Source organism: Micromonospora sp. NBC_00898 (assembly GCF_045207895.1).
GTDB lineage: Bacteria > Actinomycetota > Actinomycetes > Mycobacteriales > Micromonosporaceae > Micromonospora.
This window is the reverse complement of sequence record NZ_CP108775.1, coordinates 6,876,531-6,888,541: the sequence shown is the minus strand read 5'-3', so window position 1 is coordinate 6,888,541 and position 12,011 is coordinate 6,876,531. Positions and strand designations below refer to the sequence as shown.

Genomic DNA, 12,011 nt, shown 5'->3' with positions numbered 1-12,011 from the left:
CCGAGGCGCCGGCAGCCCACCGGATCGAACGTGTGTTCGACTAAGGTGCTTTGGGTGGAGGTACGTGGTCGCTACTGGACCGGGGCATGGGGTCGCATGGCACGGCGGGACATCTGGCTGGTCTCCGACGGCCGGCTGTGGCGGGTCCGTGGCCGCCTCGGTGGTGACGGAGGCCAGGAGGTCTCGCACGACTTCCCGGACGAAGCATCCGCCCGGTCGATGGTCGACCGGATGATGAAGACTTCGGCCGGCGCCTGGCGGAACCTGACCGAAGCTGTACGGCGCGAGTCCGACCGGAGGCACGCAAAGTAGCCGCAGCAGACAGCGGCTTGGCGGCAGTAGCAGAGATTGATGCTGGCTGAGACGATCGCGTGGTGAGCCTGCTCGCATACCTCTGGCGTGCGAGGAACGCACCCGCCGCGCCGTCGACGAGGCGTCGGGTTGTGCCCCCCGATGTGCCCCAGAGCGACCGCACAACGGCGTGACCTGCGGGAACGGGCGGGATTCAGACGTTGAAGCGGAACTCCACCACGTCGCCGTCCTGCATGACGTACTCCTTGCCCTCGATCCGGACCTTGCCGGCGGCCTTCGCCGCCGCCATCGATCCGGCCGCGACCAGGTCGTGGTAGGAGACCACCTCGGCCTTGATGAAGCCGCGCTGGAAGTCGGAGTGGATGACCCCCGCGGCCTCCGGCGCGGTCGCGCCGACCGCGACGGTCCAGGCCCGCGCCTCCTTGGGCCCCGCCGTGAGGTACGTCTGGAGCCCGAGCGTACGGAAGCCGACCCGGACGAGCTGGTTGAGGCCGGGCTCGTGCTGGCCGATCGACTCCAGCAGCTCGCGGGCCTCCTCCTCGGGCAGGTCCACCAGCTCGGACTCGATCTTGGCGTCCATGAAGACCGCCTCGGCCGGGGCGACGAGCGCCCGCAGCTCGTCGAGGAACTCGGCGTTGCCCAGCTCGGCCTCGTCCACGTTGAAGACGTAGAGGAACGGCTTGGTGGTGAGCAGGTGCAGCTCACGCAGGTGCTCCAGCTCGATCTTCGCGGCGGCCGCGCCGGCGTACAGGGTGGTGCCGCCGTCGAGGACCTCGACGGCCTTCTTCGCGGCCTCGACCGCGGCGGCCCGGTCCTTGCGGAGCTTGGCCTCCTTCTCCAGCCGCGGCAACGCCTTCTCCAGGGTCTGGAGGTCGGCCAGGATCAGCTCGGTGTTGATCGTCTCGATGTCGTCGGCCGGCGAGACCTTGCCGTCGACGTGCACCACGTTCGGGTCGGAGAAGGCGCGCACCACCTGGCAGATCGCCGAGGCGTCGCGGATGTTCGCCAGGAACGCGTTGCCCCGGCCCTGCCCCTTCGAGGCACCCCGGACGAGGCCGGCGATGTCGACGAACGACACCGGCGCCGGCAGCACCTTCTGCGAGGCGAAGATCTCCGCGAGCTCGCCCAGCCGCTCGTCGGGCAGCCCGACCACGCCGACGTTCGGCTCGATGGTGGCGAACGGGTAGTTCGCCGCGAGCACGTCGTTCTTGGTCAACGCGTTGAACAGGGTGCTCTTGCCGACGTTGGGCAGGCCGACGATCCCGATGGTGAGGCTCACGGGCGGCCAGTCTACGCGGCCCCCGGCCTGGCCCTTCCGGCCGGCGTCCGGAGCGGCGTGCCGACCGCCGGTCCCCGGCCCGCCACCCGCTGTCAACGACGGTCACCGGTGCGTGGCGTGGCGTTGCCACCCTCTTCGATGCCGTACGCCCGCGGGGAGGCGTTATGGATCAGGTGACCGAATTCAACCGGTTGCAGTTCCTGATCATGGTGGACGGCCCGCTGGAGGCGGCGGAGCTGCTGGACCGGATCCGCACCCGGCTGCCCGACGCGGTCCCCTACCGGCGTGACTCGGTGGACGTCCGGGGCAACCTGCTGGAGATCAACCCCAACGAGGGGGCCGACCCGCGGCTGGCCGCGACCGACGAGGACGACTACCTCCACTTCCGGTGGCGGGTCGAGTTGACCCCGACGGACCGGACGGTGGACGAGGACCACCAGGTCGCGTTGGCCCGGGAGTTGCTCCAAGCAATCGAGGGCCCGCAGGTGCGGGCGACCGTCTGCGCGGCCTTCGAGGACCGGGTCTAGTCGAGCAGCCGGGGCTCGATGCGGGTCTCCCGGACGCTGCCGTCCTCGGCCCGGCTCACCTCGTACGCCGCCACGCCCTCGCGGTCGGCGACCGCCTCGACCAGCCGGGTGCCCCGGTAGACCAGCCCCACCCCGTCGTCGGTGCAGTGGCTCACCGGCAGCGTGCCGTCGCCGACCAGCTTGTGCATCAGCGGCCGGCGCTGGTCCTCGCCGTCGTAGTGCACCCCGTTGCCGTACGGCAGCCAGCCCAGCCCGTCGGGAAGCCGCGCAAGGTCGGGCCGAAGCTGTCGGTGGCGCCGCCCAGGTGCCAGCAGATCGACCCGGCGGAGACCCCGCCCAGCACGACGCCGGCCTGCCAGCACTCGTGCAGGATCTCGTCGAGGCCGTGCACCCGCCACACCGCGCACAGGTTGGCCACGCTGCCGCCGCCCACCCAGATGAGGTCCTGGGCGAGCAGGTGGGCCCGCACGTCCTCGACGGTGGGCATCGGGAAGAGGGCCAGGTGGGAGGGGCGGAACCGGGTCCCGGCGAACGCTCCGTAGAAGACGGTGAACGAGGTCGGCTGGTCACCGACGGCCTGGTTGAGATAGCAGATCCGAGGCGAGTCACCGGCCTGCGCCAGCTCGGCCATCAGGTCGAAGACCGGGCCGGGCTGCGCGTCGTACGGGCCACGCCGCCGGCTGGAGAAGCCCATGCTGGTGGCGACGATGGTCGGTTCGCTGGCGGGCACGGTCGTCCTCCCGGTGGGGTGGCTGGTGGTCCCGATCATCCTCCGGTACGCGGGCCGGCCCGCGCAGCCCGGCCCCGCGCTCGGCGTCGGCCGGGCCGCTCAGGCCTCCGCCTCGGCGGCGGCGAGCAGCGTACGCAGCAGGTCGGCCAGGCGCGCCTGGTCCTCGGGCGGCAGCGCGTCGAGGATCCGCCGCTGCACGGCCAGCCCGGCCTCGGCCGACTCCTCGACCACCCGCCGGCCGTCGTCGGTGAGGGTGACCCGCAGCCCGCGCCGGTCCGCCGGGTCGGGCGTACGCCGGACCAGGCCGGCCCGCTCCAACCGGTCCAGCCGGCCGGTCATCCCGCCGGAGGTGAGCATCAGCCCGGCGGCGAGCGCCGTCGGCGCGAGCGTGTACGGCTCGCCGGAGCGGCGCAGCGCGGCGAGCACGTCGAACTCGCCGCGGCTGATGCCCCAGCCGGCGTACACCTTCTCCTGGCGGTCGCCGACCAGCCGGGCCAGCCGGTAGATCCGGCCGAAGACGGCCATCGGCTCGAGCCGCATCCCGGCCCGTTCCCGGCGCCACTGCTCGACGATCACGTCGACCTCGTCCGCTGCTGCCATGCCGGGATTGTGCCGCACCTCGCACTTCCCCTTTCACTCGCCGGTAATTAGCTTAGCTCTAAGATGCTTAGCGACAAGGTAAGGACGGAATCCATGAACCGACGCTGGACCGACGTCGCGCTGACCGCCACCGCCCCGACGGCCTGGGGCACCACCTATTTGGTCACCACCGAACTGCTCCCCGCCGACCGGCCGCTCTGGTCCGGTGCGCTCCGGGCGCTGCCGGCCGGGCTGCTGCTGCTCGCGCTCACCCGCCGCCGACCGCACGGCGTCTGGTGGTGGCGCTCGGCCCTGCTCGGCGCGCTCAACATCGGCGCCTTCTTCCCGCTGCTCTTCCTCGCCGCGTACCGGCTGCCCGGCGGGACCGCCGCCGTGCTCGGCGCGGCCCAACCGCTGCTGGTCGCCGCGCTCGGCGTGGTCGCCCTCGGCACCCGGCCCGGCCGGCCGGCGCTGCTCGCCGCGCTGGCCGCGCCGCTCGGCGTGACCCTGGTGGTGCTGCGACCGGGGGCCGCGCTGGACCCGCTGGGCGTCGCGGCCGGCCTCGCCGGCACCGCCGCCATGGCCGCCGGGCTGGTGCTCACCCGGCGCTGGGGACGGCCCGCCGGGACCGGCACCCTCGCCGCGACGAGCTGGCAGCTCGTCGCGGGTGGCCTGATGATCGTGCCGCTGGCCGCCGTCGTCGAGGGCGCGCCCGCCGCACCGGACCGGGCCGCCCTGCTCGGGTACGCCTGGCTCGGGCTGGTCGGCACCGCCGGGGCGTACGCGCTCTGGTTCCGGGGCGTCGCCCTGCTGCCGGTGACCCGGGTGTCGGTGCTGGGCGCGCTCAGCCCGCTGACCGCCGCCGCGCTCGGCTGGCTCGTGCTCGACCAGGCGCTCGGCCCGGTCCAGCTCGCCGGCTTCGCCGTGGCGGTCACCGCGATGGTGGTCGGCCAACTCCCCGGTCAGCCGGCGAGCAGGCGACGCCAGTCGGAGTTCCGGCCGTCATGGTCGATCCCCTCGGGCAGCGCGCCGGACGACAGCTGCGCCGCCGCCGCACGCGGCAGGACGAACCGGTGCGCGGCAGCCGGGCCGGCCGCGTACGACTCGTCGAGCATCCAACGCACCTCGTCGACGGTCCAGCCCAGCCCCGCCCGGCCCGCGATCTCCCGCACCAGCCGCAGGCCCACCCGGGTGTCGTCGTCGTAGCAGCGGACGAGCCAGTGGTGCGCCCACATGCCCAACGCGCGCAGCCCGGCCGCGTCCAACGAACCGGCGAGCCGGCCGCAGGCGGTCTCCGGAAAGGCCCGCCCCGGGTCGTCGGCCCGGTCCCGCTCGATCGCGCCGTAGGCTGCCGGCGCCACCACCCGCATCCGGTCGTAGAAGCCCTGCACCACCGCGCGGTCCAGCCGGACCCGTCCGGACCGCATCAGCAGGCACCTCGCCCGGCCACGCTCGCCATCCCCCGCACCTTTTCTTGAGTTGGTGGCGGGACGGTACCGGCCACTACCGACACTTTCGGCCCGGAAATCGTTGCCACATCAGGGATAGCTGGCCTGAGCTGGGGCGTCTGTAGCTGTGACAGTGAGAACGGGGAGGGTGGGTGGACGAGGACGAACGGGCCCGGCTGGCCGAGTTCGTGGCGAGCCGTACCCCTGCGCTGATGCGGGTCGCGTACCTGCTCACCGGGGACCGGCACGCCGCCGAGGATCTGGTCCAGTCGGCGCTGGCCAGGACCATCCCGAAGTGGCGGACGCTGCGGCACGCCGATCCGGAGGGTTACCTGCGCGCGGTCATGTACCGGGAGCAGGTGAGCTGGTGGCGGCGGCTGCGGCGACGCCGGGAGACGGCGCTCACCGGCGCCGACGAGGCCGTCCAGGCGGACCTGAGCGGGAACACCGACGTACGGCTGGCGATGCGCGCCGCCCTGCGCCGGTTGCCGCCCGCACAGCGCACGGTGCTGATCCTGCGCTACTACGAGGACCTCACCGAGACCCAGGTGGCCGAACAGCTCGGCTGCTCGATCGGGACGGTACGCAGTCGTACCCACCGGGCGGTCGCCCGGCTGCGCGAGCTCCTGCCGGACGTCGAACTCCTGGAGGTACGGCCGTGACCACGCCGTTCGAGGACCTCATCCGCACCACCCTCTCCGACCTGGCCGAGGAGGCACCGACAGTGCAGGACCAGTTGATCCCGGCGGAACGCCGGGCCAGGAACCGCCGACGCACGACCGTGGCGCTGGGCGCGGTGGGGACGTTCGCGGCCGTGCTGATCGCCGCCCCGCTGGCGATCGCCGCGACCGGCTCGGACACCCCGCGCCCAGCCGCGCCCAGCGTCCCGCCGAGCCCGCCGACGCCGAGCCCGACCGGCACCCTCGCACCGAGCCTGCCGGCACCGAGCCCCACCGGCATCTTCCCGACCCCCCGCCCGTCGACGTCCGGGCTGCCCTGGCCGTCGGCCACCCCCAGCCCCGCCCTACCGGGAGCGCCGGGAGCACCGTCGCCTACCCCGGCCAACCCCCGGCCCCCCGCCGCCTCGCCCAGCCCGGTCGGCACCTGGCCGGTGCCGTCGCCCAGCGCGGCCTGGCCGTCGTCGCGGCCCAGCCCGTCGTCCCGCTGACCGCGCGTCGCCGGCCCGACCACACCGGGCCGGCGACCCGGCGGCGCGAGTACGGCCGGGCCCGGGACGACCCCGCGCACGGCCAGGTCCGAATCCCGCCAGCCAACGCCGCGACCAGCGAGGCAGTATCGGTGGCGTGGAATTGGACTTCGAACGGTGCTACCGGGCCGTGGACAGCCGTGACCAGCGGTTCGACGGCTGGTTCTACACCGGCGTGACCTCGACCGGGATCTACTGCCGGCCGTCCTGCCCGGCGACGACGCCGAAGCGGCAGAACGTCCGGTTCTTCCCGTCCGCCGCCGCCGCGCAGGGCGCCGGGCTACGGGCCTGTCGCCGCTGCCGCCCCGACGCCGCCCCGGGCTCCCCGCAATGGGACGTCCGGGCCGACGTGGTCGGGCGGGCGATGCGGCTGATCGCCGACGGGGTGGTCGACCGGGACGGGGTGCCGGGGCTGGCGGCCCGGCTCGGCTACACCGAGCGGCACCTGCACCGGATGCTCCGCGCCGAGCTGGGTGCCGGGCCACTCGCGTTGGCCCGCGCCCAGCGCGCCCAGACCGCCCGGATCCTCATCGAGACCACCGGCCTGGGCATGGCGGAGATCGCGTTCGCCGCCGGGTTCGGCAGCGTCCGGCAGTTCAACGACACGGTCCGCGAGGTGTACGCGGCCGCCCCGTCCGAGCTGCGGGTCAGCCGGGGCGGGCGGCCCGCGAACGGCGGGGCGGGCACCATCACGCTCCGGCTGGCGTACCGGCCGCCCTTGCACGCGGCAGCGCTGCTCGACTTCCTGGCGCTGCGGGCGTTGCCCGGCGTGGAGGAGGTCCGCGACGGGACGTACCGCCGGGGGTTGCGGCTGCCGCACGGACCCGGCGAGGTCGCCCTGACCCCGGCCGACGGCCACGTGTCCGCCACCCTGCGCCTGGCCGACATGCGCGACCTGGCCCCCGCGGTCGCCCGCTGCCGGCGCCTGCTCGACCTCGACGCCGATCCCATTGCCATCGACGACACCCTCGCCCACGACCCCACCCTGGCCCCGGCGGTGACGGCCGAACCCGGCGTCCGCCTCCCCCACGCCGTCGACGGCTTCGAGATGGCGCTGCGCGCCATCACCACCCAACAGGTCTCCCTCCAGTCGGCCCGCACCACCCTCACCCACCTCCTCCAGGCCGCCACCCCCACCCCGACCGGCCTCGATGATCATGAAGTTGTCGCCAACGGACACGGCGTGTCGGGACAACAACTTCATGATCGACGCGAGCGGGAGCACGGACCGGGGGCGGGGCTGCGGGGGTTTGTCACGGCGGGGGAGGTGCTGGGGTTGGCGGACGGGGCTTTTCGGATGCCGGGGGCGCGGCGGGAGACGATCCGGGCGTTGGCGCGGGCGGTGGCCGAGGGGGAGGTCAGTCTTGATCCGGGTGGGGACCGGGAGGAGACCGTGCGGCGGTTGTGCGCGCTGCCGGGGATCGGGGCGTGGACGGCCGGCTACGTCGCCATGCGGGCGCTCGGCGACCCGGACGTCTTCCTCCCCACCGACCTCGCCGTCCGCCGGGGCGCGGCCGCGCTCGGCCTGCCCACCGAACCGAAGACCCTCGACGCGTACGCCGACCGCTGGCGCCCCTGGCGGTCGTACGCGGTGATCCGACTCTGGAGAGCAGCATGACCACACTGGACAACAGCGTCATCGACACCCCCGCCGGCCCGCTGAGCATCCTGACCGACCCCGACGGGGCGGTCCGGGCGGCCGGTTTCACCGCCAACCCGGTCAGCCTGCTGCCGCTGACCCACCCGAGCCTCCGCGGCGACCTGCGGGACCGGCCGGACCTCGGCCCGGTGACCGTGGCCGTCCGCTCCTACCTGGACGGTGACCTGACCGCGATCGACGCGGTGCCGGTGCGGCAGCACAGCGGGGGCGCGTTCATGACCCACGCCTGGCAGGTGCTCCGCGAGGTGAAGCCGGGCGAGCCGGTGACGTACACCGGTTTCGCCGAGCTGGCCGGCCGCCCGACGGCGGTCCGTGCCGCCGCGGCCGCCTGCGCCCGCAACGCCGCCGCGCTCTTCGTCCCCTGCCACCGGGTGCTGCGCACCGACGGGACGCTCGGCGGCTACCGCTGGGGGTTGGACGTGAAGACGTGGCTTCTCGGGCATGAGCGGCAGCTGACGGCAAGCTGACAGCGGCATCGCTCCCATTTGACGCTACCGTCAGGTAGTGCCTGCGCAGAGCGACGGCGACCCGGCGGCCCGGGACGGCGCCGGCCGGCACCCGCTGCACAACCTCTGGCGGCTGCGCCCCTACCTGCGCCCGTACGCGGTGGAGTTCGCCTGGCTGCTGGTCGCGGCGCTGGCGGCCACCGCAGCCAGCCTGGCCGTACCGCTGGTGGTGCAGCGGGTGCTGGACGGGCCGGTCGCCCGGCACGACGCGGCCGGGCTGTTCCGACTCGGCCTCCTCGCCGTCGGCCTCGGCCTGGCCGAGGCCGTGCTGATCTTCATCCGGCGGTGGACCCAGTCTTCCTCCTCAGTCGGCATGGAGGCGGCCATCCGCGCCGACATCTACGCCCACCTGCAGCGCCTTCCGGCCGGCTTCCACGACCGGTGGCAGTCCGGCCAGCTGCTCTCCCGGATCACCAGCGACCTGTCGGTGATCCGCCGGTTCCTCTCCTTCGGCCTGCTCTTCCTGGTCCTCAACCTGGTCACCTACCTGGCCGTGGTGGTGCTGCTGGTCCGCCTGCACCCGGCGCTGGGGCTGCTGGTGGCGGCCAGCGCGGTGCCGCTGTTCCTGATCAGCCGCCGGTTCGCCCGGCACTACCACGCCGCCTCCCGGCGCATGCAGGACCAGCAGGGCGACGTGGCCACGCTGGTCGAGGAGACCGCGCAGGGGCTGCGCACCATGCGGGCGTACGGCCGGGGACCCGAACTGGCCGCCCGGTTCGCCGGCGGCGCCCGCGCGCTGCACGACACCGGCGTCGGCAAGGCCCGGCTGCTGGCCCGCACCTCGGCGCAGTTCGACCTGGTCCCCAACCTGAACCTCGGGGTGGTGCTGGTCGCCGGCACGGCCGCCGCCGCCCGCGGGGCGCTCAGCATCGGCGAGCTGGTCGCCTTCGTCAGCCTCCAACTGATGCTGACCTGGCCGGTGCAGTCGCTCGGCTGGATCATCGCCAACGGGCAGGAGGCGGCGACCGCGGCCGACCGGATCCAGGAGGTGCTGGACACCCCGCCGACCATCGTGGACGCCCCGCACGCGACCACCCTGGACCGGACGCGGGTGCGCGGCCGGCTGCGCTTCGAGGGAGTCTCGTTCCGCTACCCGGGCTGCGCGGCGCCGGTGCTGCGGGAGGTCGACCTCACCGTCGAGCCGGGCGAGACCCTGGCCCTGGTCGGCGCCACCGGCTGCGGCAAGAGCACGCTGCTCTCCCTGGTCCCCCGGCTGCACGAGGTGACCGGCGGGCGGATCACCCTGGACGGCCGCGACCTGCGGGACCTACGGCTCGCCTCGCTGCGCCGGCTGGTCGGGGTGGCCTTCGAGGAGCCGACGCTCTTCTCCATGTCCGTCTGGGAGAACCTGACCCTCGGCCGGCCGGACGCCGACGACGAGGAGGTCCGGGCGGCGCTCGCCCTGGCCCAGGCCGAGTTCGCGTACGACCTGCCGTGGGGGCTCGCCACCCGGGTCGGCGAGCAGGGGCTGTCCCTCTCCGGCGGGCAGCGGCAGCGGCTGGCGCTGGCCCGGGCGGTCGTCGGCCGTCCGGCGCTGCTCGTGCTGGACGACCCGCTCTCCGCCCTCGACGTGCACACCGAGGCACTGGTCGAGGCGGCGCTGCGCCGGGTCCTGCGGGACACCACCGCGCTGCTGGTGGTGCACCGCCCGTCGACCGTGGCGCTCGCCGACCGGGTCGCCCTGCTCGACGACGGCCGGATCGTCGCCGTCGGCACCCACTCCGAGCTGCTGGCCACCGTGCCGGCGTACCGGGCGGTGCTGTCGGCCGGGCCGGTCCAGCGGCACGACGACGCCGGCCTGGTGCGCTCGTGACGGAAGCGCCGGACGGATCACCACGGGTCCCCCGGCCGAGGCGCGCGCCGGACGACGACCTCGACCTGACCCGGTGGCGTGGGCGGGCCACCGACCCGGACGCCGACCGCAGCCGGGCCGAGGACGCCACGCCGGAGGCCGTCGCCCGGCTCCGGGCCCGCAGCCGGGCCCTGCTCGGGCAGCTCCTGCGCCCGCACCGGCGGCGGCTCGGGCTGGCCGTGGCGCTGCTGCTGGCCCAGAACGCCGCCGCGATGGCCGGCCCGTACCTGGTCATGCTCGGCATCGACCGGGCCATCGGGCCGCTGCGGGCCGGCGACCCGGGACCGCTGGTCGCCGTCGCCGCCGCGTTCGCCACCGCCAGCGTCACCGAGTACGCGGCCCGGCGCGGCTTCCTCACCCTCACCGCCCGGATCGGCCAGGCCGTCCTGCTCGACCTGCGCCAGCGGGTCTACGGCCACTTCCTCCGCCTGGACGTCGGCTTCCACGAGCGGTACACCTCCGGCCGGATGGTCTCCCGGCTGACCAGCGACCTCGACTCGATCGCCGAGCTGGTCGACGGCGGGATCGACAACCTGGTGGTGGCCGCCCTGTCGGTGCTGTCGGTCGCCGGCATCCTGCTCTGGCTGGACCTGCCGCTGGCCGCGGCGACCCTGCTCGCCTTCCCGTTCCTGTTCTGGCTGTCCCGCTGGTTCGCCCGGGCCTCCGCCGGGGCGTACCGGCGGACCCGGGAGGCGGTCGCGCTGGTCATCGTGCACTTCGTCGAGTCGCTGCGGGGCATCCGGGCGGTGCAGGCGTACCGGCGGGAGCGGCGCAACCAGCGGATCTTCGCCGCGGTGAACGACGACTACCGGCAGGCCAGCCTGCGCGCCTTCCGGCTGATCGCGGTCTACTCGCCGGGGATCAAGGTGATCGGCAACCTGACCGTGGCGGTGGTGCTGGGCTACGGCGGCTGGCGGGTGCTGGGCGGCCGGACCGAGGTGGGCGTGCTCGCCGCGTTCCTGCTCTACCTGCGTCGGTTCTTCGAGCCGATGCAGGAGCTGAGCCAGTTCTACAACTCGCTCCAGTCGGCCACCGCCGCACTGGAGAAGCTGGCCGGGGTGCTCGACGAGCGGCCCGCGGTGGCCGAGCCGGAACGGCCGGTGTCGCTGCCCACCGGGCCGGGCCGGGGCACCCTGGTCTTCCGCTCGGTCTCCTTCGGGTACCGGCCGGACACGCCGATCCTGTCCGAGCTGGAGCTGACCGTGCCGGCCGGGCAGACCGTCGCGCTGATCGGCCCGACCGGCGCCGGCAAGTCGACCATCGCCAAGCTGCTGGCCCGGTTCCACGACCCGACCGCCGGCGCGGTCACCCTGGACGGGGTGGACCTGCGGGACCTGGCCGACGCCGAGCTGCGCCGGGCGGTGGTGCTGGTCACCCAGGAGAACCACCTGTTCAGCGGCTCGGTCGGGGAGAACATCCGGTTCGGCCGGCCGGGCGCGGACGACGCGGCGGTGGAGGCCGCCGCCCGGGCCATCGGCGCGCACGACTTCATCGCCGCGCTCCCCGACGGGTACGCCACCGAGGTGCACCGGCGCGGCGGCCGGCTTTCCGCCGGGCAGCGCCAGCTGGTCGCGTTCGCCCGGGCGTTCCTCGCCGACCCGCGGGTGCTGATCCTGGACGAGGCGACCTCGTCGCTGGACGTGCCGACCGAGCGGCTGGTGCAGCGGGCGCTCGGCAGCATCCTGCGGGACCGGACCGCGCTGGTGATCGCGCACCGGCTTTCCACCGTGGAGATCGCCGACCGGGTGCTGGTGCTCGACGGCGGCCGGATCGTGGAGGACGGCCCCCCGGCCGAGCTGGCCGCCGCCGGTGGCCGGTACGCCGCCCTGCACCGCCAGTGGCGGGACTCGCTGATCTGAGCCCGGCGGCGCCCCGGCGACGCCGACTCTCGGTTAAGCCGTGGTCGTCCCG

The 12,011-nt window shown here is 74.4% G+C and carries 10 protein-coding genes and 2 pseudogenes; 8 read left to right on the top strand and 4 right to left on the bottom strand.

Annotation, left to right across the window (positions count from 1 at the left end; translation table 11 throughout):
- Positions 1 to 505: 505 nt before the first annotated feature.
- A complete protein-coding gene (gene ychF, locus OG799_RS33495; RefSeq protein WP_406041015.1) occupies positions 506 to 1,591 on the bottom strand; it encodes a redox-regulated ATPase YchF in 1,086 nt (361 codons plus the stop codon).
- A 164-nt stretch (positions 1,592 to 1,755) separates the two neighbouring features.
- Between ychF and OG799_RS33490 the strand changes: the two genes are divergently transcribed.
- Complete coding sequence (locus tag OG799_RS33490) at positions 1,756 to 2,118, top strand: hypothetical protein (RefSeq protein WP_406041013.1); 363 nt, start codon at positions 1,756 to 1,758, stop codon at positions 2,116 to 2,118.
- Here the strand turns inward: OG799_RS33490 and OG799_RS33485 are convergent.
- Together OG799_RS33485 and OG799_RS33480 are read right to left on the bottom strand one after the other, a co-directional pair.
- Positions 2,115 to 2,848 (bottom strand): annotated as a pseudogene (locus OG799_RS33485) (Type 1 glutamine amidotransferase-like domain-containing protein). The gene OG799_RS33490 and the pseudogene OG799_RS33485 sit on opposite strands and share 4 nt — an antisense overlap.
- A 99-nt stretch (positions 2,849 to 2,947) precedes the next feature.
- The gene (locus OG799_RS33480) at positions 2,948 to 3,448 is read right to left on the bottom strand and encodes a MarR family winged helix-turn-helix transcriptional regulator (protein ID WP_406041011.1); all 501 of its coding nucleotides are present in this window, start codon (positions 3,446 to 3,448) and stop codon (positions 2,948 to 2,950) included.
- Between the two features lie 63 nt (positions 3,449 to 3,511).
- Between OG799_RS33480 and OG799_RS33475 the strand changes: the two are divergent.
- A pseudogene (locus tag OG799_RS33475) lies at positions 3,512 to 4,312 on the top strand (EamA family transporter); the annotation flags it as partial.
- 77 nt (positions 4,313 to 4,389) lie between these two features.
- Here OG799_RS33475 and OG799_RS33470 read toward each other — a convergent pair.
- Complete coding sequence (locus OG799_RS33470; RefSeq protein WP_406041009.1) at positions 4,390 to 4,854, bottom strand: hypothetical protein; 465 nt, start codon at positions 4,852 to 4,854, stop codon at positions 4,390 to 4,392.
- A gap of 173 nt (positions 4,855 to 5,027) precedes the next feature.
- Between OG799_RS33470 and OG799_RS33465 the strand changes: the two genes are divergently transcribed.
- From OG799_RS33465 to OG799_RS33440, 6 genes are all read left to right on the top strand, one after another.
- Complete coding sequence (locus OG799_RS33465; RefSeq protein WP_406041007.1) at positions 5,028 to 5,537, top strand: SigE family RNA polymerase sigma factor; 510 nt, start codon at positions 5,028 to 5,030, stop codon at positions 5,535 to 5,537.
- Positions 5,534 to 6,043: a hypothetical protein gene (locus OG799_RS33460; RefSeq protein ID WP_406041005.1), complete on the top strand. Its 510-nt coding sequence runs from the start codon at positions 5,534 to 5,536 to the stop codon at positions 6,041 to 6,043. Before OG799_RS33465 ends, OG799_RS33460 begins: the two co-directional genes overlap by 4 nt.
- Positions 6,044 to 6,179: 136 nt before the next feature.
- Positions 6,180 to 7,700, top strand: a complete 1,521-nt coding sequence (locus tag OG799_RS33455; protein WP_406041003.1) for a DNA-3-methyladenine glycosylase 2 family protein — start codon at positions 6,180 to 6,182, stop codon at positions 7,698 to 7,700.
- Positions 7,697 to 8,209, top strand: coding sequence for a methylated-DNA--[protein]-cysteine S-methyltransferase (locus OG799_RS33450; protein WP_406041001.1), 513 nt, complete (start codon positions 7,697 to 7,699; stop codon positions 8,207 to 8,209). The genes OG799_RS33455 and OG799_RS33450 overlap by 4 nt, the downstream gene beginning before the upstream one ends.
- A 37-nt stretch (positions 8,210 to 8,246) precedes the next feature.
- Complete coding sequence (locus OG799_RS33445) at positions 8,247 to 10,061, top strand: ABC transporter ATP-binding protein (RefSeq protein ID WP_406040999.1); 1,815 nt, start codon at positions 8,247 to 8,249, stop codon at positions 10,059 to 10,061.
- Positions 10,058 to 11,959, top strand: a complete 1,902-nt coding sequence (locus tag OG799_RS33440) for an ABC transporter ATP-binding protein (protein ID WP_406040997.1) — start codon at positions 10,058 to 10,060, stop codon at positions 11,957 to 11,959. The genes OG799_RS33445 and OG799_RS33440 overlap by 4 nt, the downstream gene beginning before the upstream one ends.
- The last annotated feature ends 52 nt before the right edge of the window (positions 11,960 to 12,011 follow it).